Below are 24646 nucleotides of genomic sequence, written 5' to 3'. Positions count from 1 at the left end.
GTCAGCGACGGCTCGGTCTCGAGCGTGACGTCCTCTTCGTCCGGCGGGCTCGTCGTCGTGCCGCCGCCCGGCGGCGTGCCGGTCGCGGTCGCGGTGTTGAGCACTTCACCGGCATCGACTTCGGCCTGCGTGATCGTGTGCGTGCCGGTGCAGGTCGTGCTCGCACCCGGCGCCAGCGTCGTCACCGGGCACACCGCCGGGGCGTCGAGCTGCGCGTCGTCGATCGCGATGTCGGCGATCGTGACGTTGCCGGTGTTCGTGACCAGGAACGAGTAGGCAATCGTGCTGCCCGCGACGTTGCCGCTCGGCGTACCGGCGGTCTTGACGACCGTCAGCGACGGCTCGGTCTCGAGCGTGACGTCCTCTTCGTCCGGCGGGCTCGTCGTCGTGCCGCTACCCGGCGGCGTGCCGGTCGCGGTCGCGGTGTTGAGCACTTCGCCGGCATCGACTTCGGCCTGCGTGATCGTGTGCGTGCCGGTGCAGGTCGTGCTCGCACCCGGCGCCAGCGTCGTCACCGGGCACACCGCCGCAGCGTCGAGCTGCGTGTCGTCGATCGCGATGTCGGCGATCGTGACGTTGCCGGTGTTCGTGACCAGGAACGTATAGGCAATCGTGCTGCCGGCCGTGTTGCCGCTCGGCGTGCCCGCGGTCTTGACGACCGTCAGCGACGGGTCGGGCGTCTCGGTCGGGATCTCGATCGACGGCCGGCAGGCGGCCTCGGTGGAGCCGGCCGGGCAGACCTGCGGCGTATCGGGCGTGATGATCGTCGCGGTGTTGGCGATGGTACCCGCGTCGGCATCGGCCTGCGTCACCGTGTAGGTGCCCACCAGCGAGCAGCTCGCGCCCGGCGCCAGCGGCGCACAGGTGATCGTGGCCGGCACGATGCGGTCGTCGGCGACGGTCACCGTCGGCAGCGAGACGTTGCCGCTGTTGGTCGCCACGACCGTGTAGGTCAGCACGTCGTCGACGGCGACCGGGCCCGCCGGCGCTGCGCCGTTGACCGCGGTCAGCGCCTTGGACGAGGTCAGCGCCGGCGCGACCTCGATCGGCGTGGTCTCATCGCAGTCGTTGCCGGTCGCCGTGCAATCGATGCCGTTGACCGTGACCGTGTTGGCGATCTGGTCGACCGTCGCCGGGAGGTCGGTGGCGACCTGGACCACGAACGAGAACGCGGTGCTCTGGCCTGGCAGCACGTTGCGCGCCTCGGCGTTGCGGCAGGTGCCGCCGGTGCAGGCGAAGTCGTCCGCGACCGCGCCATGCGCGGTGTTGGCCGGCACGGTCTCGACGACGTCGCCGGCGAACACGGTCGCCGCCTGCGTACCGCCGACGTGCCGGATCTCGATCGCGTACCCCAGCACGTCGCCCGGCGCCGCGGGTTCGCCTACCGGAACCGCCGCACCGTTGCGGGTGATCGAGGCCAGCGTCTTGGCGACCTGCAACTGCGCCGGCGCGATGGTCGGGCAGCTGCACGAGGCCAGGTCGCGGCCCGCGCCGCTGGCCGAGGTGCCGACGATCTCCATCGTGCCCTGCGCGAGATCCATCGCGTAGTAGGTGCCGCCGCTGTTGTTGACCACGTACAGGCGGCCGTCGGCACCGAACGCCGCGCCCGCGTAGTTCACGCCGGTCGGTGCGCCGGTGAAGTTCTGCTGCCGGGTCGCGGTGCCCGCGTCGACGTCGACGCGGTACAGGTCGTTGCCGGCCACCAGCCAGCCCACGCCCTGGCTGTCGAACGCAATGTCGCCCGAACCCAGGTCGCTCGGCGCGACGTCGTAGGTCAGTGTCGTCGGCGCGCCGACCGCATAGCCGTAGTCGCCGCTGCGGTCGAGCCGGTACATCTGCGCGGTCGCACCGGTGCCGGTCCGCGTGGCGGCCGTCATCAGGTAGCCCACGCCGGCCGCGGTCATGCCGGCGCGCGGCAGGTTCGCGTTGATCGTCGCGCCGGTGCGGTACCAGCCGGGGCTGGTCGGATGCGTCGGATCGTAGGCCCAGACGGCGTTGGCGCCGGCCTCGTGGAACAGCAGGCGGGTGCGGCCGGTCGGGTCGACCATCAGTGCGTTGAGGTTGCCGCTGACCGGGAAATCCAGGCCGGCGACGCGGCTGTCGGTGCCCGACGTCGGCGAGTACTGGTAGATGCCCACGCCGTTGACGAGGTTGAAGAAGCCGCCATCGACCGGGCAGAAGCCGATGTCCTCGGCGGAAGGCACGACCGGGCCGATCACGTTGGCCTCGGCTTCGCCCTCGATGTCCTGCGGCAGCGGCACGGTCTGCGCGTTGTGGCGCATCGACACCACGTTGCGAATGAACTCGCCCGCGGGCGTGGCGGTGTCGACGCGCACGCGGAAGGTCACCGACGCCGACTCGGTCGGCGCGAGCATGCCGCCGGTCGCAGCATCGGCCCCGGTCCCGATCCGGAATACCACGCGGTTGTTCGCGGCGTCGTACTCGGCGATGTCGTCGCCCGGCGCGTCGGACATGCCGCCGATGGCCGCGTCGCCGGCATTGCTGACCACGGTCAGCGAGCCCGGCACGTAGCGGGTGTTGGCGGGGATCGGATCGGTCACCACGACGCTGGTCGCGCCGTCCTGGCCGTTGTTGGTGAACGCGACGACGTACTCGATCTCCTCGCCCTGCCGGACTTCGCTGGTCGGCCCGAGCACTTCGCCGGTCGCGGCGCGGCGCGCCTGCTTCGACAGCGAGGTGACGACGTCGGGGAAGAAGATGTCGGTGACGAAGACCAGCGCGTGCGGGAAGTAGGCGTCCTGGCTGCTGGTGAACTGCAGCGTCGCACCGGTCGCGCCATTGGTCAGGCGCGGACGGCCGGCGTTGGCGGCGGTGTTGGAGATGTCGACGAGCTTCAGGTCGACCGCGAACTGGTTGACGTAGTCGGGGTTCTTCGCGGTGAAGCGCTCGCCGAGCCGGCTGATGCCGCTGTTCCAGAAGTTGTTGGCCGGGCTCTGCGCGTCGCTGAGCGCGCCGGGGTTGAGCACACCCGCGCCGCTGAGGCTGAACTGGTCGCCGCTGATGCCGCCGTCGCCTTCCCACACGAGCGCGCCCATGTAGGCGGTGAATTCGCCCATGGCCGGGGTCAGCAGGTTGCTGACGGTGACCGACTGCGGATTGGTGCCGTTGACGTAGCCGGCGTTGCCGTCGAACACCATCAGCCGCCGGTACGGCTTGCCTTCGTGCTCGTAGAGCACGATCAGCGCCCAGCCACCGTAGTTGCCGAGGCTGCCGCCGTTGCTGTTGCCGGTCACGTCGGAAGTCAGACCGCCGGCAGCGTAGGTCCCGGCGCCCGCGGCCGCGACCAGCGCGGTGACGTCGCGATAGGCGGTGTAGGGGCGGCTGCCCGGGTCGCCCTGGCTGGGAAAGGTATTGAGGTCGCTGGCGGCGATCGCCTGGTAGCTGCCGCCGGGCGTGCGGAACTGCAGCGTGCCGCGCGCCGGATTGTTCTCGCCCGAGCGCCCGCCCCAGTACAGGCCGGCCGAGCGCACGCGTGCGCCGCCGGGCAGGGCCAGCGTCGCGGTCGACGAGTTCTGCGGCACGCCGGACGGCAGCTGCGCCCCGTCGACGTTGACGAACACCATCGGCATCGTCGAGCCGTTGTTGAGGCCGCTGTTGGACTGGTTGCAGTTCGCGCACGTCAGCAGCGCGTTGCCGATCATCTCGACATCGCCGCGCACGTTGAAGCTGTGCCGCTCGTTGAGCTGCGCCTGCGCCGCGCCGTGCGCGAGCAGCAGGAGGCAGATGGCCGTCAGCCACCGCGCCCGCCCCGCGAGTGCGCGGAGCGTCCGCGCCACGATCCGGTTCTCCGTTCGCCCATCTTGCTGGCTCATGCCCTGCCCCTTCGCTTGTTCCGTTCGGTCCGCGACCGCGCTCCGCGGCCTCGCCGTTGCCAGGCGCGCGCTCGCGCGCCGACACGCACGGACGGAAGGCACAGGCCTTCCGCCGCTGCATCGGCGGCAGATCGCACGGTTCGTCAGCAGCGCCGCAGTCGGCGCACCCCTGGACAACGGGCGGCATTAGACGGCAAGACGCGCGCGGATACACGCACGCTTGCTCACCATTTATTTCACGGAAAACTCACATGCCTGAAGCGGCGGTCCGGATACGGGCGACCGGTCGGAGGCGCGGCCGCACGGCGTATGCATGGACCTGCGTGCAGGTGCGCCGTGTCCCTGCAGCACCGCAAGGACGGGCACGTTGAGCAGAAAAGACCCGCAGCACGGGCAGTCGCGCGCGGTCGGCGGGGCTCAGCGGGGCCGCTTGACCGGCCGCACCCAGCCCTCGACCAGGCTCTGGCGCGCGCGCGCGACGGCGAGCTTGCCGTCGGGCACGTCGGCCGTGATCACCGAGCCGGCGGCCGTCGTCGCATCGTCGCCGATCCGCACCGGCGCCACCAGCGCGGCGTTGGAGCCGATGAACGCACGGTCGCCGATCACAGTCCTCGACTTGTTGGCGCCGTCGTAGTTGCAGGTGATCGTGCCTGCGCCGATGTTGCTGCCGGCGCCGACCTCGGCATCGCCCAGATAGGTCAGGTGGTTGGCCTTGCTGCCGACGCCGATCGTCGCGTTCTTGGTCTCGACGAAGTTGCCGATGTGCACGCCGTCGGCGAGCACCGTGCCGGGGCGCAGCCGCGCGAACGGCCCGATCGTCACCGCGCCCTCGGCGCGCACGCCCTCCAGGTCGCAATGCGCGCGGACCTCCGTGCCTTCGCCCAGGCCCACGTCGCGGAGCCGGCAGAACGGCCCGACGCGCACGCCCTCGCCCAGCGCGACGCGGCCTTCGAAGACCACGTCGACGTCGATCTCGACATCGGGCGCGACGATCACCTCGCCGCGGATGTCCACGCGCGACGGGTCCGCGAAGCGGGCGCCCTGCAGGCACAGGGCCTTCACCGCGCGCAGCTGCCACGCGCGCTCGAGCTGCGCGAGCTGCCAGGGATCGTTGGCGCCCTCGGCCTCGAGCGGATCGTCGACCATGACGATCTGCGCGGCGCTGTATTCGTCGGCGGCCATCGCGAAGACGTCGGTCAGGTAGTACTCGCCCTGCGCGTTGTCCGACGACAGCCGCGCGAGCCAGGACTTGAGCGCGGTCGCCTCGCCCGCGAGGATGCCGGTATTGACCAGAGCGATCCGGCGCTGCACCTCGTCGGCGTCCTTGTGTTCGACGACCGCGCCGACGTGCCCCTCGGGATCGCGCACGATGCGGCCGTAGCCGGTCGGATCGTCGAGTTCGGCGGCCAGCACCGCCAGCCGGCCCTCGATCGCCACCAGCCGGCGCAGGGTCTGCGCGCGCAGCAGCGGCACGTCGCCGTAGAGCACCAGCACCTGGGCCCCGTCGGGCACCGCCGCCATCGCCTCGCGCACCGCATGCCCGGTGCCGAGCTGCTCGCGCTGCTCGGCCCACTGGAGGTCGGGCTGGTCCGCGAACGCCGCGCGCACCTGCTCGCCGCGATGGCCGTAGACCACGTGCAGGCCGGCGGGCGCGAGCTCGCGCGCCGCGGCGATCACGTGCCAGAGCATCGGCCGGCCCGCGATCTTCTGCAGCACCTTGGGCAGCGAGGACTTCATGCGCTTGCCCTCGCCGGCGGCGAGGATCACGACGTGCAGCGGAGCGGTCATGGCGTTCGAAACTTGGCGGGCGTTTGATGATAATCGACGCCCGTGCTCCCAGGACCTGCGATGTTCCGTCCCCCACCGCCCGCCTGCGCGGGTGCGCCGACGCGTTGGGCAGGACCACCCCGGGCCGGCGCCGTCCGCATCCGGACCCTCAACGGCATCGAGCTGTGGCGGCGCGGGCGGGAGTGACCCCGACATGGGACTGAAACGACAGGGCGGCAGCTACCTGCTGATCGGCGGGCTGCAGTGGCTGCTGGATTGGGCGGTGATGGTGGCGCTGAGCCACGCCGGGCTGCCGGTGCGCAACGCCAACGTCGTCGGCCGGATCTGCGGGGCGCTGCTGGGCTTCTGGTTGAACGGGCGCTTCACCTTCGGCGACGACGCACGCGGCCCGGGCCGCGTGCAACTGCAGCGCTTCGTCGTGATGTGGGTCGTGATGACGGTGCTCAGCACCTGGGCGATCGGCCACATCGACGACTACCTCGGCCGCCACTGGGCGTGGCTGGCCAAGCCACTGGTCGAGGTCGCGCTGGGCGCGCTCGGCTTCGTGATCTCCCGGCAGTGGGTGTATCGACGCTAGCTGCACGCCGGCCGCCAACCCGGGACGCGCCGGAGGGCCGCACCCGGGGGCACGGCTCTCCCACGTCCACTGCGCCGCGACGGCCCCGACGGCGCCGGGAATCGAACGCGCTCCGGCGAGCGCACGCGGCATTCACTGCCGGGCGCTGTGCAACTGCTCGATCAGGCGCTGCGCGGTGGCCGCCGAGGACGCGGGATTCTGGCCGGTGATCAGCAGGCCGTCGCCGACCACGTACGGCGCCCAGTCCGGACCCTTCGTGTAGACGCCGCCATCGGCCTTGAGCGCGTCCTCCACCAGAAAGGGCACCACGTCGGTCAGGCCCACGCCGTCCTCCTCGGTATTGCTGAAACCGGTGACCTGCCGGCCCTCGACGAGCGGACGGCCTTGCGGCGTCCGGGCATGGCGCAAGGCGCCGGGGGCGTGGCAGACCAGCGCCACAGGCTTGCCGGCGGCCAGGAAAGCCTCGATCAGCGCGACCGAGTCGCGGTCCTCGGCCAGGTCCCACAACGGGCCGTGCCCACCGGGATAGAACACCGCGTCGAAATCGGCCTGGGACACGCTGTCCAGGCGCACGGTCGCGGCCAGTTGCGCGTTCGCGTCGGCATCGGCCTCGAAACGGCGGGTGTCGTCGGTCCGAAAGTCGGGCTCGTTGCTCTTCGGATCCAGCGGCGGCTGGCCGCCCTTGGGCGATGCCAGCACGATCTGCGCGCCTGCATCCCGGAAGGCGAAGTACGGCGCGGCCAGTTCTTCGAGCCAGAAGCCGGTCTTGCGGCCCGTGTCGCCGAGTTGGTCGTGCGAGGTCAGAACGATCAGGATCTTCATGCTTGCTCCAGTGGGATTTGATTAGACCGGTCGTCTAATCTCGATGGACAAAAAAGGCGCTTCGTGTCGAAGCGTCGGTGTTGCGCTCGAAACTCAGGGGGTCAGCTGCAGCATCCGTCGCGTGCTCGCGATGGCGACGTCGAACGGCCGGGGGTTGCGGACGATCTTCACCATGACACTGGCCCCCAGCCACAGCTGGTACAGCGCCTGAGCGGTCGAGGCCGGCGTTCCGTCGACGGACAGCGACCCGTCCGCAATCCCCGCCTCGATGGCACCGGCCAGCCGATCGACGATGCCAGCCGTGCCGCGCTGCAGCGCTTGGCGCATGGCGTCGGACAGGTCCGCCACCTCGGCGCCCAGCTTGACCGCCAGGCATCTGCCCTGGCAGTCCTGGGACGACTGGGTATCCCGCCAGTTCCGCCAGTACTGCATCAGCCGCTGGGCCGCGTCCTGGCCGGGGGTGTGCAGGATCGCGTCGAGTTCGCCCAGATAGGTCGCGAAGTAGCTGTCGAGCAGTGCCTCGCCGAACGCCTCCTTGGACGCGAAGTAGTGATAGAAGGACCCCTTCGGCACGCCCGAGGCCACCAGGACTTCGTTGATGCCGACCGCGGAGAAGCCCTTCCCGGCCATGATGCGCTGGCCGTGGGCGAGGATGCTCTCGCGCACGGGGCTGTGCGCATGGGGGCTGGAAGTGGCCATGGCGCCACTTTAGCACAATTAGACCAGTCGTCTACAACGCTGGTTCAGCGCCAAGCTCGCCCTTCGCCGGCGGCGGGCGTCCCGGCGCTCGGATTCTCCCGGCACACCCCGCGCCGGATACGACAACGCCGGCACGAGGCCGGCGTCTTCGTACAGATGGCCGCCGAAGGCGGCTCAGTGCTTGAGCGTCTTGCGCAGGCGCTCGAGCGCCTGCAGCTGGACGACCGCCTCGGCCAGCTTCTGCTGGGCCTCGGCGACGTCCATCGCCTCGCCGCGGCCGGCGAGCACGCGCTCGGCCTCGTCCTTGGCCGCCTTGACCGCGGCCTCGTCGATGTCGTCGGCGCGGATCGCGGTGTCGGCCAGGATCGTCACGACCTGCGGCTGCACCTCGAGGATGCCGCCGCCGATCGCGAAGTCGAGCACCTCGCCGTTGGGCTGGGTGACGACGACCTTGCCCGGCTTGAGGCGGGTGATCAACGGCGCGTGGCGCGGCGCGATGCCGAGTTCGCCCAGTTCGCCGGTGGCGACGACCAGGGTCGCCTCGCCGTGGAAGATCTCGGCCTCTGCACTGACGATGTCGCAACGGATGGTGGACATGGTTTCCTCGCTATGCTCGGAAACGGGATCGGGAATCGGTGATTGGGAATTCGGAAAGCGCTCTCCGAAATACACCCGAACGTCCGATACCCGCTTCTTCGAATCCCGAATCCCGAATCCCTAATTCCGAGAAGATCGGGGCCTCAGGCCGCGATCTTCTTCGCCTTCTCGACCGCCTCGTCGATGCTGCCGACCATGTAGAACGCCTGCTCGGGCAGGTGGTCGTACTCGCCGTCGACGATGCCCTTGAAGCCGCGGATGGTCTCCTTGAGCGGGACGTACTTGCCCGGCGAGCCGGTGAACACCTCGGCGACGTGGAACGGCTGCGAGAAGAAGCGCTCGATCTTGCGCGCGCGCGAGACGGCCTGCTTGTCCTCTTCCGACAGTTCGTCCATGCCCAGGATCGCGATGATGTCCTTGAGCTCCTTGTACTTCTGCAGCGTCGACTGCACGCGCTGCGCGGTCTCGTAGTGCTCGTTGCCGATGACGTTGGGGTCCATCTGGCGGCTGGTCGAGTCCAGCGGATCGACCGCGGGATAGATGCCCAGCGACGCGATGTTGCGGCTCAGCGTCACGGTCGAGTCGAGATGCGCGAACGTCGTCGCCGGCGACGGGTCGGTCAGGTCGTCCGCGGGCACGTAGACGGCCTGGATCGAGGTGATCGAGCCGGACTTGGTCGAGGTGATGCGCTCCTGCAGCACGCCCATCTCCTCGGCGAGCGTGGGCTGGTAGCCCACCGCCGACGGCATGCGGCCCAGCAGCGCCGACACTTCGGTACCGGCCAGCGTGTAGCGGTAGATGTTGTCCACGAACAGCAGCACGTCCTTGCCCTTGCCGCTCTCGTCCTTCTCGTCGCGGAAGTACTCGGCCATCGTCAGGCCGGTCAGCGCGACGCGCAGGCGGTTGCCCGGCGGCTCGTTCATCTGGCCGTAGACCATCGCCACCTTGTCGAGGACGTTGGAGTCCTTCATCTCGTGGTAGAAGTCGTTGCCCTCGCGGGTGCGCTCGCCCACGCCGGCGAACACCGACAGGCCTTCGTGCGCCTTGGCGATGTTGTTGATCAGTTCCATCATGTTGACGGTCTTGCCCACGCCGGCGCCGCCGAACAGGCCGACCTTGCCGCCCTTGGCGAACGGGCACATCAGGTCGATGACCTTGATGCCGGTCTCGAGCAGTTCGGTGGTCGAGGCCTGGTCCTCGTACGACGGCGCCGCACGGTGGATCTCCCAGTGGTCGGACGCCTGCACGTCGCCGGCCTCGTCGATCGGGCGACCCAGCACGTCCATGATGCGGCCCAGCGTGCCGGTGCCGACCGGCACCGCGATGCCGCGGCCGGTGTTGGTGGCGACCAGGTTGCGCTTCAGGCCGTCGGTGGAGCCGAGCGCGATCGCGCGCACGATGCCGTCGCCGAGCTGCTGCTGCACTTCCAGCGTGATCTGGGTCCCGTCGACCTTCAGTGCGTCGTAGACCTTCGGTACCTCATTGCGCGCGAACTCGACGTCGACGACCGCGCCGATGATCTGAACGATCTTGCCCTGACTCATTTTGATGCTCCGGTTAACTTTGTTCTGTCCGGGCGATCTTCATCGCCCCTGGGATTCCGGGATTGGGGATTCGGAATTGGTAGAAGCGCGATTCGCTGCTCTTGCCAATCCCGGATCCCGAATCCCCGGCCGTCGTCAGACGGCGGCCGCGCCGCCGACGATCTCGGAGATCTCCTGCGTGATCGCGGCCTGGCGGGCCTTGTTGTAGACCAGGTTCAGCGTGTCGATCAGCTTGGTCGCGTTGTCGCTGGCGGCCTTCATGGCCACCATGCGCGCCGCGTGCTCGGACGCCACGTTCTCCATCACCGCCTGGTAGACCAGCGACTCGATGTAGCGGGTGAGCACGTGACCGAGCACCGATTCGGCATCCGGCTCGTACAGGTAGTCCCAGTCGTGCTTGACGACCCTTGTCTCCGATGCCGGCAGCGGCAACAGCTGGTCGAAGCTCGCCTTCTGGGTCATCGTGTTGACGAAGTTGTTGTAGGCCAGGAACACCCGGTCGAGGCGGCCGTCGGTGTAGCCGTCGAGCATCACCTTGATGATGCCGACCAGCTGCTCCACTTCCGGCGTGTCGCCGATGTGGGTCACGCTGGCGAGCATGTCGACCTTGAGGCGGCGGAAAAACACCGTCGCCTTCTGGCCGATCGTGACCACATCGACCTGCACGCCCTTGTCCTGCCACTGGCGGATCTCGCCAAGCAGCTTGCGGAACAGGTTGTTGTTAAGGCCGCCGGCCAGGCCGCGGTCCGACGAGACCACGATGTAGCCGACCCGTTTGACCTCGCGCTCGACCAGGTAGGGATGCTGGAACTCGGAGCTGGCCTGCGCCAGGTGCCCGATCAGCTGCCGCATGGCATTGGCGTACGGGCGCGAGGACCTCATGCGGTCCTGCGCCTTGCGGATCTTCGATGCGGAGACCATTTCCAGCGCGCGCGTCACCTTGCGGGTGTTCTGCACGCTCTTGATCTTGGTCTTGATTTCCCGTCCACCAGCCATTTAGCTCGCTCCGCTCGCGGGGATTCGGGATCGGGGATACGGGATTCGCAAAGCGATCCCATCCCGTCGCGAAACCCTGGTTTTCCTAATCCCGAATTCCGACGTCCGCGGGCTCAGAAAGAGCCCGTGGCCTTGAACTCGCCGATACCCTTCTTGAACGCCGCCTCGATCTCGTCGTTCCAGCCGCCCGAGGCGTTGATCTTCTCGATCAGCACGCCGTCGGTGTTGTCGAAGTGGGCGTGCAGGCCCTCCTCGAACGCCAGGATCTTGGCGACCGGCACGTCGTCGAGGTAGCCCTCGTTGACGGCGTAGATCGACAGCGCCTGGTGGGCGATCGACATCGGCTTGTACTGCTTCTGCTTCATCAGCTCGGTGACGCGCTGGCCGCGCTCGAGCTGCTTGCGGGTCGCCTCGTCGAGGTCGGACGCGAACTGCGCGAACGCCGCCAGCTCGCGGTACTGCGCCAGCGAGATACGGATGCCGCCCGAGAGCTTCTTGATGATCTTGGTCTGCGCCGAACCGCCGACGCGCGAGACCGAGATACCGGCGTTCACCGCCGGGCGGATGCCCGCGTTGAACAGGTCGGTCTCCAGGAAGATCTGGCCGTCGGTGATCGAGATCACGTTGGTCGGCACGAACGCGGACACGTCGCCGGCCTGGGTCTCGATGATCGGCAGCGCCGTCAGCGAACCGGTCTGGCCCTTGACCTCGCCGTTGGTGAACTTCTCGACGTAGTCCTCGGACACGCGCGCGGCGCGCTCGAGCAGACGCGAGTGCAGGTAGAACACGTCGCCCGGGTACGCCTCGCGGCCCGGCGGACGCTTGAGCAGCAGCGAGATCTGGCGGTACGCCACGGCCTGCTTGGACAGATCGTCATAGACGATCAGCGCGTCCTGGCCGCGGTCCATGAAGTACTCGCCCATCGTGCAGCCCGAGTAGGCGCTGATGTACTGCATGGCGGCCGACTCGGACGCCGTGGCGGCGACGACGATCGTGTGCGCCAGCGCACCGTTCTCTTCCAGGCGGCGCACGATGTTGGCGACGGTCGAGGCCTTCTGGCCGATCGCCACGTACACGCACTTGATGCCGGTGTTCTTCTGGTTGATCACCGCGTCAATGGCCATCGCGGTCTTGCCGGTCTGGCGGTCGCCGATGACCAGCTCGCGCTGGCCGCGGCCGATCGGGATCATCGCGTCGACCGACTTGTAGCCGGTCTGCACGGGCTGGTCGACCGACTTGCGCCAGATCACGCCCGGCGCCACGCGCTCGACCGGCGCGCTGAGCTTGGCGTCGATCGGGCCCTTGCCGTCGATCGGCTCGCCGAGCGCGTTGACCACGCGGCCCAGCAGCTCGGGACCGACCGGCACTTCGAGGATGCGGCCGGTGGTCTTGGCCACGTCGCCCTCGCGCAGGTGCTCGTAGTCGCCCAGCACCACCGCACCGACCGAATCGCGCTCGAGGTTGAGCGCCAGCGCGAAGGTGTCGTTGGGCAGTTCGATCATTTCGCCCTGCATCACGTCGGCCAGGCCGTGCAGGCGCACGATGCCGTCGGACACGCTGGTGACCGTGCCTTCGTTGCGCGACTCGGCGGACAGCTTGACCTTCTCGATGCGGGACTTGATCAGCTCGCTGATCTCGGAGGGATTGAGGTGCGTGGTAGCCATGTCGGGGTTCCTGGTCGCATGCCGCGACGTGCGGCAGTCGGATTTCTGTATGTTCGTGACGGATGAGTCGTGAGGGGTGATCGGAAGAGCGGCTCAGCGTCTGCTGCTGCGAATCACGAACGCCCCGTCACGAATCACGGCTTCAATGCGCCAGCGCGGACTGCAGGCGCGCCAGCTTGCCCTTGAGCGAGCCGTCGATCACCACGTCGCCCGCCGCGATCACCGCGCCGCCGATCAGCGTGTCGTCGACCGCGGTCTCCACCTGGACCTCGCGGCCGAAGCGGCGCTTGAGGGCGGCGCGGATCTGCTCGACCTCGGCGTCGGGCAACGCGGCGGCCGAGGTGATCCGGGCCAGCACCACGTGCTCGGCGTCGGCGCGCAGCTGCTCGTAGAGTCCGGCGATCTCGGGCAACTGCGGCAGCCGGCCGTTCTCGGCCAACAGCGCGAGGAACGAGGCGAACGCCTCGTCCGCGCCTTCGGGCGCGAGCAGCGCGACGGCGTCGGCATGCGCCAGCGCAGGATGCCCCAGCAGCGCGGCGGCCTGCGGATCGGCCGCGATGCGCGCCGAGAACGCCAGCGCGTCGGACCACGGCGCGAACCTGCCGGCATCGCGCGCGATCGCGAACGCGGCGCGGGCATAGGGACGGGCGATCGTCAGCGTCATCGTGTCGCCCTCAGATCTCGGCGGCGAGTTCGTCGAGCAGCGCCTTGTGGGCGTCGGCGTCGATCTCGCGCTTGAGCAGGCGCTCGGCGCCGGTCACGGCCAGCGTCGAGACCTGGCGGCGAAGGTCCTCGCGGGCCCGCGTGGCCGAGGCCTGGAGTTCGGCGTCGAACAGCGCCTTCTGGCGCAGGCCCTCGGCCACCGCCTCGGACTTGGCCGCATCGACGATCTGGTTCGCACGCTGGTGCGCCTGCTCGATGATCTCGTTGGCCTTCGCACGTGCGGCCTTGAGCTCCTCGTTGGCGGTTTCCTGCGCCTGCGCGAGCGCGCGCTGGCTGTTGTCGGCGGCGGCCAGGCCCTCGGCGATCTTCTTCTGGCGCTCTTCGATGGCGTTGAGCAGCGGCGGCCAGATCTTGGTCGCGATGATCCAGATCAGCGCGGCGAAGGCCAGTGCCTGGGCTAGCAGGGTGAGATTGAGGCTCATGGTCTTGGGACTGCCTGTCTTGAAGAATCGGGCATGCACGCATGCCCGCTGTCATCGCCGATGCGGCCGGGGACCGGCCGCAACGGACAGCGCCTGCTCGTCCGGATCAGCCGGCGATCTGCGCGGCGACCGGGCCGACGAACGGCGAGGCGAACGCGAACAGCAGGCCGACGGCGACCGAGATGATGAACGCGGCGTCGATCAGGCCGGCGGTGATGAACATGCGGACCTGCAGCACCGGGATCAGCTCGGGCTGGCGCGCGGCCGACTCGAGGAACTTGCCGGCCATGATGGCCAGGCCCAGACCTGCGCCCAGCGCGGCCAGGCCGATCATGATGCCGATGGCCAGAACGGTCGAAGCCTGGATCTGGGCGAACGAGGTCAGTGCGATTTCCATTGTTTTCTCCGGAACGGATTGCTTGTTAAGGGTGGAACTGGGATTGAGACGGAAGGGTGGAACGGAACCGGGTGCCGCGCGCCGATCAGTGGCTGTCCTCGGCGAGGCTGAGGTAGACGATCGACAGCATCATGAAGATGAAGGCCTGCAACGGGATCACCAGCAGGTGGAACAGCATCCAGCCCAGGCCCAGCACGCCGCCGCCGAGCATGCCCAGCAGGCCGGCGCCGCCCAGCACCCAGATCAGCAGGAACACGATCTCGCCGCCGAACATGTTGCCGAACAGTCGCATCGCCAGCGAGATCGGCTTGCTCAGCCACTCGACGATGTTGAGGATCAGGTTGAACGGCACCATCCACTTGCCGAACGGCGCGGTCAGGAATTCCTTGGTCAGCCCGCCCAGGCCCTTGGACCGCAGCGCGAAGAAGACCGTCAGGAAGAACACGCTGATCGACAGGCCCAGCGTCGCGTTGACGTCGGCGGTCGGCACCGGCTTCCAGTAATGCACGCCGGCCAGTTCCAGCGGCTTGGCGATGAAGTCTGCCGGAATCATCTTCAGCAGGTTCATCAGCAGGATCCAGAAGAACAGCGTGATCGCGATCGGCGTCACCAGCTTGCTGGTGCCGTGATACGTGTCGCGCGCCTGCTTGTCGACGAACTCCAGGCAGATCTCGACGAACGCCTGCCACTTGCCCGGCACGCCGGACGTGGCCTTGCGCGTCGCCATCCAGAACATCAGCACCATCAGCCCGCCCATCACCAGCGCGGTGATCAGCGTGTCCAGGTGCAACGTCCAGAAACCGCCCTCGCCGGTCGAGACCGTGAGGTTCTGCAGGTGATGCTGGATGTAGCTGGTTGGGGTCAGTTCCGAATCAGCCGCCATAGGATCGAAGACCTGCCTGTGTTTTTGAATTCAGTGCCGAAGTTTCAGGAGCCGGCCGGAGGCCTGGCCATCGCAAGCAACTGCGCGAAGAGCGCGACGACGACCCCGACGAGCATCGGGACCGGCGGCAAGTCCGCCATCCCCGTGCCCAGCAGCAATACGGCCACCACCACGACCCACTTCAGCGCCATCCCCGCCAGCAGCCGCGCCAGCGCGCCCGCCGAAGGATTGACCCCGCCCCCCAGCGCGATCACGCTCGACAGCCAGCCGCCGATCGCGATCGCGGCGCCGCCGAGCACGGCCGCCAGCGCCCAGGCGCCATCCCTTGCAAGGAAGGCCAGGGCCGTCACCGCGACCGCCACCGCCTGCCAGACGAGTGCGCGCTGTGCCAGCCGCCGACCGACAGCGACGGATGTCAACACATCAGGATCCTGGGCATCTGAGGGACACGGAACGCGCCGAAACGGCCCCGTCGAGCCGCAAAAGTATAGCAGCGCAGTCATTTGACCCACAACCGGCGAAGGTCCCGCCGCCGCGATGTCATCCCGCCTGGCCACGCCCCGCGCCCATTCATTATTTTCCCGCATCGCACCGGGAACTTGCGCCCATCGGCGGGGTCCGATCTAGCGTGCCCGATCTGCCGTACTTTCCTCGTCGGTCGTGTCCGCAGGTCGCCACCCGAGCCCTGGCCCGCCGCCAGGGCTCTTTTTTGTTCGGGGCATGCGGCCAACGCACCCGCAGCGCGCTCGCGCGCGACAGGACATGCGGGGAAGGCGCCTCGCGCGCAAGCGCGCTCCTACGCGGCGTCAGCGCCGCCGGGGCCAAGCGGATATCGGGCCGCGACCGGCACGGGTCCTGCGGCGCCCTCGCAATACCGAGCAAGCAGCACGCCACCTTGGCCGTCACCCGTCGCGGCACAGAGGCACCGGACATTCGTTATCCGCATCGTCACTTCACGCCGGCAAGACCTTCACTTCCGGACCATCGCCTCCTCACCCACGACTCTGGCACGCCGATGTCCTCCACCCCGCTCCGTTCCCTCGCCCTCGCCGCCCTGCCCGCCGCGGTCGTCCTGGCCACGCTCGCGATGCCCGCACATGCCCAGAGCCGCGACGATCGCTTCGTCCTGCGCCTGAGCGCGTTCAATCCCGAAGCCGAGCTGGGCTTCTCGGGCAACGGCCGCGTCACCGACGGCACGGACGAGGCCACGTTCGGCTTCAACGAGAGCTTCGACACCGGCCGCGAATGGCGTCCGCGCGGCGCGTTCGGGTTCCGGATCAGCGACCGCCAGGCCATCGTCGGCAACTATTACGACTACCGCCGCGACGAGACCTGGACCTACGGCGGCACCGTGCTCGACACCGGCGAGATCATCGGCGGCGGCGAGCAGATCGAGGTCCCCGGTGCCCGCATCGATGGCCGCCTGTCGTTCAACCTCGCCAGCCTCAACTACGAGTACAGCGTGGTGAAGAACGAGAGCTTCCAGTGGGGCCTGGGCCTGGGCGTTACCTACGCCGAGCTCGAGGCCTTCGCCAACGGCACCTCCGAGGGCACCGACCTGGTCGACCCTCAGTTCGAGACCGTCCGCTGGAAGCGGGACGGCTTCTCCCCCGGCCTGCACACCCGCCTGACCTGGACGCCGGCCGAGCGCTGGACCGTCGGCCTGGAAGCCCAGTACCTCGATACCCGCTGGGGCGACTTCCTCGACGAGCGCGGCCACTTCGAGCGCGGCGGCCTGATCGTCGAGTACATGGTCAGCGACCGTTTCGGCATCCATGCCGGCTACGACTGGTTCCGCCTGAAGCTCTCCGACGACTACCGCGGCACCGCCCGCGCGCCCGAAGGCATCGATGCCGGCCCCTACCCGTACGGCGGCAAGGTGACCGGCGACCTGAAGGTCCACGGCCCGATGGCGGGCGTCACCTTCCGCTTCTGACCGAACGCGCGGTCCCACGAACGCCCCGGCCCGTCCGGGGCGTTCGCGTTTGCGGCGCGTCAGTTGCGGATCTGCACGTCGTCGATCCGGACGTTGACGTCGTAGCGCGTCTGCGCCCGCTCGATCCAGATCGCGTCCAGCGTCACCGTCTGCGCCGTGATCGCCCCGTTCGCGCCGCCGGCCCACGCCTCCCACTGCGCCGCGTCGGCGAACGACCACTCGACGAACGTCCACGCGTCGGCCGGCACCGAACGCGCGACCGAGCGCTCGGTCCCGTCGCTGTCGTCGATCCCCACGCGCACGCGCATGCCCGAACCGCCGGCGTGGACCCAGAAGCCGATGCGCCCGTTCGCCCGCGCCAGCGGCGCATTGCTACCCGGGCTGCCCGCGCCCGAAAGCAGCCGCACAGACCAGGCCGCCGACGAACCCGGGTCGTCGCGCAGCAGTACCCGCAACGCGCAGTCCCCGTTGCGCCGGACCGTGCAGTCGCGGCTCGCGGTCGATGCGGCCGAGATGCCGGTGGTGCTGCCCGAGTACGCCGGCGCGGTGTTGAACCGCCCCACCCCGGTCTCGAACCCGTCGAGCACCCGCGCCGTCCCGGCGCCGGCCCCCGGGTTGAGCAGCGCGTGGTAGCGCCCCCAGTCCCAGTGGATGCCGGGATCGGTGTGCGTCTGCCCGCTGAAGTGCTGGTGGCCCTTGATCCGCACGCTGTCGGGCAGCACCTGGATGCCGCTGCTCGCCGCGCCTGCATAGGCGCTCGCGCAGTCGATCGCCGCGTACGCGGCGCACAGGTGCCGCACCAGCGCGGCCGAGGCGTCGTACATCGCGCTGGTGTACCAGCTCGGGTTGTCGACGTAGCCCTCGTGCTCGATGCCGATCGTGGTGGCGTTGTGGCTGCGCACGTGCCAGGCCGTATGCGCGTGGCGCACCATCTGCGTGACCTGACCGTCGGCGCTGCGGATCACGTAGTGCGCCGACACCCCCGCCGCGGCGTTCTTGAACCACGAGATCGTGCCGGCGTACGAGCCCTGCGCGGTGTGCAGCGCGACCGCGCCGACCGCTGCAGTGCGCGAGGCGGCGTAGTTGCCCGTGTGCGCCGGCTCCCACAGCGCCGGCGCGTAGTCCGTGCTCTGCAGCCCCGCGTCGGGCCCGGCCGCATCACTGCGACGCACCAGGCGCTCGTCGACCGGATCGACCGCATAGGCCTCGGTCTCGATCCGGTCGGCGCTCACGTCCAGGCGCACGAACGGCGCCCGCAGGCGCACCAGGTCCTCGGCCGGGAACGCGCGCTCCCACGCGATCGCGCGCGCCGGCACGCGGATGCCGTCCTCGTCGATGCCGCGGTCGAGCGCCAGCAGCACGTCGAACGCGAACGCCGTGCGCGCATGGTCGTCGACCGCGCTGCGCCCGGGCGCCGCGCCGAAGCCGGCGTAGCGCGCCAGCGCGCCGACCAGCGCGCCGACGTCGTCCGGGTCCGAACCGCGCAGCTCCCGCGCCAGCAGCAGTGCCGCCGCGCGGACGTTGGTGGCCGGATCGTCGCGCACGCGCCCGGCCGGCGTGCCGAGCAGCGCCGCCGCCTCGCCGACCTGATCGGCGAACCCCTCGCCCGCGTACAGCCCCATCACGCCCCAGGCTGGCGGCATGCGGTGGTGCCCCGCCCCGGCATCGTGCGCCGGACGCAGCGAGCGCCAGCGGCTCTGCGCGTAGGCGACCGCCTCCAGCGTGCCGCGCGGGATTGCCGGGTACGCCGCGTACGCCTGCGCGAACGCCCCCGGGAACCGCGCCCGCTCACGCTGCAGCACCGCAGTGTCCCGCGCCTGCGCGGCCTCGACCGTGCCGGGCGGCGGCGCCGCCTGTGCCGGGCCCGACTGCCCGCCCATCCATCCGGCGACGCACAGCGCCGCCCATGCCAACGTCCTCATGTCGATTCACCCCTGCGCCGCGGCGCATGCGCCGGATCCCCCGTGGGGCGACGCTCCGCGCACGAGTTCGCCCACGCCCGGCCGCGGCGCGCAACCGCCACGACGCATGGATGCCCGGAAATGCGAACGCCGGCACACGGCGACCGTGCGCCGTGGCGACGATCGCCGGGGACCGGCGTCGGACGCGGCGGGGCCCGAGCCCCGCGCGGCTACTTCTTCTTCGGCAGGTAGAGGTCGGTGATCGTGCCGTCGTAGACCTCGGCGGCCATCGCCACCGACTCGCTGAGCGTGGGATGCGGATGGATCGTATGGCCGATGTCGGCGACCTCGGCGCCCATCTCGATCGCCAACGCGGCCTCGGCGATCAGGTCCCCGGCGTGCACGCCGACGATGCCGGCGCCGACGATCCGGTGCGTGGCCTCGTCGAACACCAGCTTGGTGAACCCTTCCGTGCGGCCCAGGCCGATCGCGCGGCCGCTGGCGGCCCACGGGAACTTGCCGACGCCGACCTTCAGGCCCTTGGCCTTGGCCTCGGTCTCGGTGATGCCGACCCACGCGATCTCCGGGTCGGTATAGGCCACCGACGGGATCACGCGCGCGACCCACTCCTTCTTCTCGCCCGCCGCGACCTCGGCCGCGGGCTTGCCCTCGTGCGTGGCCTTGTGCGCGAGCATCGGCTGGCCGACCAGGTCGCCGATCGCGAAGATGTGCGGCACGTTCGTGCGCATCTGCGCATCGACCTGGATGAAGCCACGCTCGCCCACCCGCACGCCGGCCTTGTCGGCGCCGATCTTCGCGCCGTTGGGCGTACGGCCCACGGCAACCAGCACACGGTCGTAGCGCTTGGTGTCGGGCACGCTCTCGCCCTCGAACGCGACGACGATGCCGCTCGATTCGGGCTTGGCCTCCACGACCTTCGTCTTGAGGTGCACCGACACGCCCTGCTTCTTCAGACGGTCGGCCAGCGGCTTGACCAGGTCCTTGTCGGCGCCGGGCATCAGCTGGTCGGCGAGCTCGACGACGGTGACCTGCGCGCCCAGCGCGCGGTACACCGTGGCCATCTCCAGGCCGATGATGCCGCCGCCCACGACCAGCAGCTGCGCCGGCACCTCGGCCAGCTCCAGCGCGTCGGTCGAGTCCATCACGCGCGGGTCGTCCCACGGGAAGCCGGGAAGCTTCAGCGCCTGGGAACCGGCGGCGATGATGCACTGCTCGAAGCGCACCAGCGTGGCCTTGCCGTCGTGGGCGACCACCTCGATCTCGTTGGGCGACACGAACGTGCCGGTGCCGGCGACCACGCGCACCTTGCGCTGCTTGGCCATGCCGGCCAGGCCCTTGGTCAGCTGGCCGACGACCTTCTCCTTGTAGGCGCGCAGCTTGTCGAGCGCGATCGTCGGCTTGCCGAAGTCGACCCCGTAGTCGCTGGCGTGCTGCGCCTGCTCGATCACGTCGGCGGCGTGCAGCAACGCCTTGGACGGGATGCAGCCGACGTTGAGGCAGACGCCGCCGAGGGTGTCGTAGCGCTCGATCAGCACGGTATCGAGGTCGAGATCGGCCGCGCGGAACGCGGCCGTGTAGCCGCCGGGGCCGGAGCCGAGGACGACGATGCGGCACTCGACGTCGGCCTTGCGGCCCGACGACGGCGCCGCCTGGACCGCGTCGGGCTCGGCCGGCGCGCGGTGCGAACGCGCGACCGGGGGATTCGCGGCCGGCGCTTCACTCTTGCTCCCTCCCCCGTTCGCGGGGGAGGGTTGGGGTGGGGGCGCCTTGTCGCCGGCTTCCGCAGCCGGACGGGGTGCATCGGCGTCGCCTTCGGCCTCGATCACCGCGACCACGCCGCCTTCCGACAGCGTGTCGCCGACCTTGACCTTCAGCTCCTTGATCACGCCGGCATGCGAGGACGGCACCTCCATCGTCGCCTTGTCCGATTCCAGCGTGACCAGGCCCTGGTCCTTGGCGACCGTGTCGCCGACCGCGACCAGCACCTCGATCACCGGCACGTCGTCGTAGCCGCCGATGTCGGGGACTTTCACTTCGAGGGTCTTGGCCATCACGCGTTCTCCGGGGGTTGCGTCTGTTCTGGCACCGCCACGCGCGAGGCCGGGCGCCGGGCCCAGCTCAGCGAATACAGGTCGTGGCGGCGGTCGTTGAGGTTCTGCACGGTGCCGTCGTTGCGCGCGACCGTCAGATCGTTGAGGCGCAGGTCGGCGAAGGCGACCTGCTCGACGTTGGGCGTGGTGTCGGCGGCGACGCCGTCGCGCGCGAACGGGAAGTCGCAGGGCGTGAGGATGCAGCTCTGCGCGTACTGGATGTCGAAGTTGTTGACGCCCGGCAGGTTGCCGACGTTGCCCGACAGCACCACGTAGCACTGGTTCTCCACCGCGCGCGCCTGCGAGCAGTAGCGCACGCGCAGGTAGCCTTCGCGGGTGTCGGTGCAGAACGGCACGAACAGGATCATCGCGCCCTGGTCGACCAGGTGCCGGCCGAGCTCGGGGAACTCGCTGTCGTAGCAGATCATGACCCCGATCGGACCGCAGTCGGTCATGATCGCCTGTGCGCTGTCGCCGCCGCCGATGCCCCACCACGTGCGTTCGTTGGGCGTGGGATGGAGCTTGTCGCGGGTGTGCAGCGAGCCGTCGCGCAGCGCGACGTAGCAGATGTTGCGCACCTTGCCGTCGGCATCGTCGCTGGTGCGCGTGGGATGCGAACCGCCGATGATGTTGATGTTGTGGCGCACCGCCAGCTCGCACAGCAGCTGCGCGAAGCGCTCGGTGTAGCCGGTGAGCGCCAGCAGCGAGTCGACCGGCGACAGCGGCTTGTTCTCCACCGACAGCAGTTGCAGCGTGAACAGTTCGGGGAAGACGACGAAGTCGGCGCGATAGTCGGCGGCGATGTCGACGAAGTACTCCACCTGCGTGGCGAACTCCTCGAACGAGGCGACGCGGCGCTGCTGGTACTGCACGGTCGCCACGCGCACCGAGTCGGGCAGCGGGCGCGCGGTGCCGCGCGGGTCGGCGCCCGGGTCGATCTTGGGGTTACGCCAGACCAGGTGCGCGGCGTAGCCGGCCGACTCGGCGTCCTGCGGCAGGTAGCCGGGCAGCACCCCGATCAGCTCGAAGCCGTTGCGCAGCTGGAAGCTCAGCGCGCGGTCGCGGATGCGCCCGGCGCATACGTCGGCCACATAGGCGCGCACGTCGCCGCCGTAGGCGCGGGCGCGGCGCGAGAAGCCCGGCAGGCGCCCGCCGAACACGATGCCCTTGAGCCGCAGTTCCTGGCACAGGCGCTTGCGCAGCTCGTAGAGCCGGCGGCCGATGCGCAGCCCGCGATGGTCGGGATCGACGCAGACCTCCATGCCGTAGAGCCAGTCGCCGGTCGACAGGTGCCGCGAGGCGTAGCCGCCGCCGGAGATCTCCAGCCAGCGGTGCGGCGCCATCGCAGTGCGTTCGTCGATGCGGAACGTCCCGCAGTAGCCGACCGCGACGTCGTCGTAGAACGCCACGAACACGCCCTGCGGGAACTGCGCGATCTGGCCGTTGAGCATCTCGGCCGTGTAGCCGTTGTCCCGGCCATAGACGCGCTCGCTCAGCGCGACGATCGCCGGGATGTCGGCGATGCCGGCATGGCGCAGCGTCAATCGCGCCCGCTCGCGCGTGGACGTCTCGCTCATGCCGGTACCGGCGCGGTTACAGCAGCACCCGGCGCATGTCGCCGAGCAGCTGCGCCAGCGTCGCGGTGAAGCGCGCGGCCGCGGCGCCGTCGATGACGCGGTGGTCGTAGGACAGCGACAGCGGCAGGGTCAGGCGCGGCTGGAACTGCTTGCCGTCCCAGACCGGCTTGATCGCCGACTTCGACACACCCAGGATCGCCACCTCCGGCGCGTTGACGATCGGCGTGAAGCTGGTACCGCCGATGCCGCCCAGCGAGCTGATCGAGAAGCACCCGCCCTGCATGTCGGCCGGGCCGAGCTTGCCCTCGCGCGCCTTCTTGGCGAGCGCCGACATCTCCTGCGAGATCTCCAGCACGCCCTTCTTGTCCGCATCGCGGATCACCGGCACGACCAGGCCGTTCGGTGTGTCGGCGGCGAAGCCGATGTGGAAGTACTTCTTGAGCGTGAGGACTTCGCCGGCCGCGTCGAGCGAGCTGTTGAAGCGCGGGTACTGCTTGAGCACCGCGACCGAGGCCTTGATCAGGAACGCGAGCATGGTCAGCTTGATGCCGGCCTTCTCGTTCTCCTTGTTGAGCTGCACGCGCAGCGCCTCGAGGTCGGTGATGTCGGCATCGTCGTGCTGCGTGACGTGCGGGATCATCGCCCAGTTGCGGGCGAGGTTGGCCGCCGAGATCTTCTGGATCCGGCCCAGTTCCTGGGTCTCGATCTCGCCGAACTTCGCGAAGTCGACCTTCGGCCACGGCAGCAGGTTCAGCCCACCGCCTGCCGGCGCACCGGCCGCCGCCTTGCCGCCCTGCGCCGCGCCGCTCTGCAGCAGGCCCTTGACGAAGGACTGCACGTCCTCGCGGGTGATCCGCCCCGCGCGCGCGGTCCCGCGCACCTGCGAAAGGTCCACGCCGAGCTCGCGCGCGAACAGGCGCACCGCGGGGCTGGCGTAGGGCACCTTGCCCGGCAGAATCGCCTCGGCGTCGAAGCGCACCGGCGGGTTGCCGCTGCCGGCGGGGCGGTGTTCCATCGAGGCCTGCGCGATCGGGTCGGGCGCGGTCTGGGAGGCGACTGGCTCGACGGCCGGGTCGTCCTTCGACTGCGCCGGCGGCGCGCCGCCGCCCCCACCCGACGCGCTGCGCGCGTCGACCTCCCCCGCTCGCGGGGGAGGGGAATCAGCCGCGTCGCCTTCGGCCTCGATGACCGCGACCACGCCACCTTCCGACAGCGTGTCGCCGACCTTGACCTTCAGTTCCTTGATCACGCCGGCGAACGCCGCCGGCACTTCCATCGTCGCCTTGTCCGATTCCAGCGTGACCAGCCCCTGGTCCTTGGCGACCGTGTCGCCGACCGCGACCAGCACCTCGATCACCGGCACGTCGTCGTAGCCGCCGATGTCGGGCACGCGCGATTCCTGCAGCCCACCGCCGCCGGCGGCCGCCTTGGGCGCCTCGTCGCGCGCGGTCCCGCTCGCGGCGGCGGATGGGGCCGACGCTGTGCCGCCTTTGTCCTGCGCCTCGCCCCCACCCGACGCGCTGCGCGCGTCGACCTCCCCCGCCTGCGGGGGAGGTGAGTCCGCTGCGCCGGCCTGCGCCGCGTCGCCCTCGGCCTCGATGATCGCGACCACGCCGCCTTCCGACAGCGTGTCGCCGACCTTGACCTTCAGTTCCTTGACCACGCCGGCGACCGTCGAAGGCACTTCCATCGTGGCCTTGTCCGATTCCAGCGTGACCAGGCCCTGATCGACCGACACCGTATCGCCGACGGCGACCAGCACCTCGATCACCGGGACATCGTCATACCCGCCAATGTCGGGAACGCGCGCTTCTTTCAGGTCGGCCATGCGGCCCTCCGGGCATCTCGTGACCCGCTATTGTGGCGCCCCGCCCGTCCCGCGCCAACTGCCGCGACGCCGCATGCGATGGGCGCGCGCGGTTTGGCCTCGCGCGGGACGTCGCGTGCGCGTCTCGATCCATACGACGCCTGCCGGCATCCGGAACGTTGTGTCGCATCGGCGGCGTTCGCCTGCGGTACAGGTGCGAGCGGACGCATTCCGGCACATCGCGTCCGCGTCGCAGGCGGGCCCACGATGAACGGGCTGCGCAGGTTCCCGAAGGCGCCGTGAAGTGTTGGGAACGCTTCAGACAGCGCAAATCGCCGATTCAGGTTGGGCGCGCCAGCATGGCCGCGC

At 69.7% G+C, this 24646-nt stretch carries 19 protein-coding genes; 2 read left to right on the top strand and 17 right to left on the bottom strand.

Translation table 11 applies throughout. The features are described 5' to 3' along the window. A partial coding sequence (locus WQ56_RS17770; RefSeq protein ID WP_197076494.1) for a DUF11 domain-containing protein occupies nucleotides 1–3833 on the bottom strand: 3833 nt, incomplete at its 3' end. 417 nt (nucleotides 3834–4250) lie between these two features. After that, on the bottom strand, nucleotides 4251–5621 hold the full coding sequence (gene glmU / locus WQ56_RS13900; protein ID WP_047137723.1) for a bifunctional UDP-N-acetylglucosamine diphosphorylase/glucosamine-1-phosphate N-acetyltransferase GlmU: 1371 nt from the start codon (nucleotides 5619–5621) through the stop codon (nucleotides 4251–4253). 193 nt (nucleotides 5622–5814) lie between these two features. Between glmU and WQ56_RS13895 the strand changes: the two genes are divergently transcribed. Further along, entirely contained in the window at nucleotides 5815–6198 is a 384-nt protein-coding gene (locus WQ56_RS13895) for a GtrA family protein (RefSeq protein WP_047137722.1), read from the top strand. 132 nt (nucleotides 6199–6330) lie between these two features. On the opposite strand, the gene WQ56_RS13890 is transcribed toward WQ56_RS13895, so the two are convergent. The 11 genes from WQ56_RS13890 to WQ56_RS13840 form a co-directional block, all read right to left on the bottom strand. Next, entirely contained in the window at nucleotides 6331–7020 is a 690-nt protein-coding gene (locus WQ56_RS13890; protein WP_047137721.1) for a type 1 glutamine amidotransferase domain-containing protein, read from the bottom strand. 93 nt (nucleotides 7021–7113) lie between these two features. Further along, entirely contained in the window at nucleotides 7114–7719 is a 606-nt protein-coding gene (locus tag WQ56_RS13885) for a TetR/AcrR family transcriptional regulator (protein ID WP_047137720.1), read from the bottom strand. A gap of 174 nt (nucleotides 7720–7893) precedes the next feature. Continuing rightward, nucleotides 7894–8316: a F0F1 ATP synthase subunit epsilon gene (locus WQ56_RS13880; RefSeq protein ID WP_047137719.1), complete on the bottom strand. Its 423-nt coding sequence runs from the start codon at nucleotides 8314–8316 to the stop codon at nucleotides 7894–7896. 143 nt (nucleotides 8317–8459) lie between these two features. Then, nucleotides 8460–9860: a F0F1 ATP synthase subunit beta gene (gene atpD / locus WQ56_RS13875; RefSeq protein WP_047137718.1), complete on the bottom strand. Its 1401-nt coding sequence runs from the start codon at nucleotides 9858–9860 to the stop codon at nucleotides 8460–8462. 135 nt (nucleotides 9861–9995) lie between these two features. Continuing rightward, a complete protein-coding gene (atpG, locus tag WQ56_RS13870) occupies nucleotides 9996–10856 on the bottom strand; it encodes a F0F1 ATP synthase subunit gamma (protein ID WP_047137717.1) in 861 nt (286 codons plus the stop codon). Nucleotides 10857–10969: 113 nt separating this feature from the next. After that, nucleotides 10970–12520: a F0F1 ATP synthase subunit alpha gene (gene atpA / locus WQ56_RS13865; protein WP_047137716.1), complete on the bottom strand. Its 1551-nt coding sequence runs from the start codon at nucleotides 12518–12520 to the stop codon at nucleotides 10970–10972. Between the two features lie 142 nt (nucleotides 12521–12662). Then, on the bottom strand, nucleotides 12663–13184 hold the full coding sequence (locus WQ56_RS13860) for a F0F1 ATP synthase subunit delta (protein WP_047137715.1): 522 nt from the start codon (nucleotides 13182–13184) through the stop codon (nucleotides 12663–12665). Between the two features lie 10 nt (nucleotides 13185–13194). Then, a complete protein-coding gene (locus WQ56_RS13855; protein WP_047137714.1) occupies nucleotides 13195–13665 on the bottom strand; it encodes a F0F1 ATP synthase subunit B in 471 nt (156 codons plus the stop codon). Between the two features lie 106 nt (nucleotides 13666–13771). Further along, complete coding sequence (gene atpE / locus WQ56_RS13850; protein ID WP_047137713.1) at nucleotides 13772–14062, bottom strand: F0F1 ATP synthase subunit C; 291 nt, start codon at nucleotides 14060–14062, stop codon at nucleotides 13772–13774. Nucleotides 14063–14147: 85 nt separating this feature from the next. Beyond that, nucleotides 14148–14945, bottom strand: a complete 798-nt coding sequence (gene atpB, locus WQ56_RS13845) for a F0F1 ATP synthase subunit A (protein WP_047137712.1) — start codon at nucleotides 14943–14945, stop codon at nucleotides 14148–14150. Nucleotides 14946–14989: 44 nt separating this feature from the next. Continuing rightward, nucleotides 14990–15367: an ATP synthase subunit I gene (locus tag WQ56_RS13840; RefSeq protein ID WP_047137711.1), complete on the bottom strand. Its 378-nt coding sequence runs from the start codon at nucleotides 15365–15367 to the stop codon at nucleotides 14990–14992. A 593-nt stretch (nucleotides 15368–15960) separates the two neighbouring features. Between WQ56_RS13840 and WQ56_RS13835 the strand changes: the two genes are divergently transcribed. After that, a complete protein-coding gene (locus WQ56_RS13835; protein WP_052773014.1) occupies nucleotides 15961–16881 on the top strand; it encodes a hypothetical protein in 921 nt (306 codons plus the stop codon). A 59-nt stretch (nucleotides 16882–16940) separates the two neighbouring features. Here the strand turns inward: WQ56_RS13835 and WQ56_RS19105 are convergent, their stop codons facing one another. The 4 genes from WQ56_RS19105 to aceF form a co-directional block, all read right to left on the bottom strand. Further along, nucleotides 16941–18803: a peptidoglycan recognition family protein gene (locus WQ56_RS19105; protein WP_082132420.1), complete on the bottom strand. Its 1863-nt coding sequence runs from the start codon at nucleotides 18801–18803 to the stop codon at nucleotides 16941–16943. 209 nt (nucleotides 18804–19012) lie between these two features. After that, nucleotides 19013–20854 carry a dihydrolipoyl dehydrogenase gene (gene lpdA, locus WQ56_RS13825; protein WP_047137709.1) on the bottom strand — a complete coding sequence of 614 codons (1842 nt, stop codon included), beginning with the start codon at nucleotides 20852–20854 and terminating at the stop codon, nucleotides 19013–19015. After that, nucleotides 20854–22470 carry a bifunctional GNAT family N-acetyltransferase/carbon-nitrogen hydrolase family protein gene (locus tag WQ56_RS13820; protein ID WP_047137708.1) on the bottom strand — a complete coding sequence of 539 codons (1617 nt, stop codon included), beginning with the start codon at nucleotides 22468–22470 and terminating at the stop codon, nucleotides 20854–20856. Before WQ56_RS13820 ends, lpdA begins: the two co-directional genes overlap by 1 nt. Nucleotides 22471–22486: 16 nt before the next feature. Further along, nucleotides 22487–24298 carry a dihydrolipoyllysine-residue acetyltransferase gene (gene aceF, locus WQ56_RS13815; protein ID WP_047137707.1) on the bottom strand — a complete coding sequence of 604 codons (1812 nt, stop codon included), beginning with the start codon at nucleotides 24296–24298 and terminating at the stop codon, nucleotides 22487–22489. Nucleotides 24299–24646: the final 348 nt, after the last annotated feature.

It is taken from the genome of Luteimonas sp. FCS-9, assembly GCF_001014645.1.
Classification (GTDB): Bacteria; Pseudomonadota; Gammaproteobacteria; order Xanthomonadales; family Xanthomonadaceae; genus Luteimonas.
The sequence above is the reverse complement of the archived record's forward strand: the minus strand, read 5'-3'. Positions and strand labels throughout refer to the sequence as shown.

Coding starts and splice junctions, on each gene's coding strand:
- glmU (WP_047137723.1), bottom strand. CDS start 5,621: ATGACCGCTCCGCTGCACGTCGTGATCCTCGCCGCCGGCGAGGGCAAG.
- WQ56_RS13895 (WP_047137722.1), top strand. CDS start 5,815: ATGGGACTGAAACGACAGGGCGGCAGCTACCTGCTGATCGGCGGGCTG.
- WQ56_RS13890 (WP_047137721.1), bottom strand. CDS start 7,020: ATGAAGATCCTGATCGTTCTGACCTCGCACGACCAACTCGGCGACACG.
- WQ56_RS13885 (WP_047137720.1), bottom strand. CDS start 7,719: ATGGCCACTTCCAGCCCCCATGCGCACAGCCCCGTGCGCGAGAGCATC.
- WQ56_RS13880 (WP_047137719.1), bottom strand. CDS start 8,316: ATGTCCACCATCCGTTGCGACATCGTCAGTGCAGAGGCCGAGATCTTC.
- atpD (WP_047137718.1), bottom strand. CDS start 9,860: ATGAGTCAGGGCAAGATCGTTCAGATCATCGGCGCGGTCGTCGACGTC.
- atpG (WP_047137717.1), bottom strand. CDS start 10,856: ATGGCTGGTGGACGGGAAATCAAGACCAAGATCAAGAGCGTGCAGAAC.
- atpA (WP_047137716.1), bottom strand. CDS start 12,520: ATGGCTACCACGCACCTCAATCCCTCCGAGATCAGCGAGCTGATCAAG.
- WQ56_RS13860 (WP_047137715.1), bottom strand. CDS start 13,184: ATGACGCTGACGATCGCCCGTCCCTATGCCCGCGCCGCGTTCGCGATC.
- WQ56_RS13855 (WP_047137714.1), bottom strand. CDS start 13,665: ATGAGCCTCAATCTCACCCTGCTAGCCCAGGCACTGGCCTTCGCCGCG.
- atpE (WP_047137713.1), bottom strand. CDS start 14,062: ATGGAAATCGCACTGACCTCGTTCGCCCAGATCCAGGCTTCGACCGTT.
- atpB (WP_047137712.1), bottom strand. CDS start 14,945: ATGGCGGCTGATTCGGAACTGACCCCAACCAGCTACATCCAGCATCAC.
- WQ56_RS13835 (WP_052773014.1), top strand. CDS start 15,961: ATGTCCTCCACCCCGCTCCGTTCCCTCGCCCTCGCCGCCCTGCCCGCC.
- WQ56_RS19105 (WP_082132420.1), bottom strand. CDS start 18,803: ATGAGGACGTTGGCATGGGCGGCGCTGTGCGTCGCCGGATGGATGGGC.
- lpdA (WP_047137709.1), bottom strand. CDS start 20,854: ATGGCCAAGACCCTCGAAGTGAAAGTCCCCGACATCGGCGGCTACGAC.
- WQ56_RS13820 (WP_047137708.1), bottom strand. CDS start 22,470: ATGAGCGAGACGTCCACGCGCGAGCGGGCGCGATTGACGCTGCGCCAT.
- aceF (WP_047137707.1), bottom strand. CDS start 24,298: ATGGCCGACCTGAAAGAAGCGCGCGTTCCCGACATTGGCGGGTATGAC.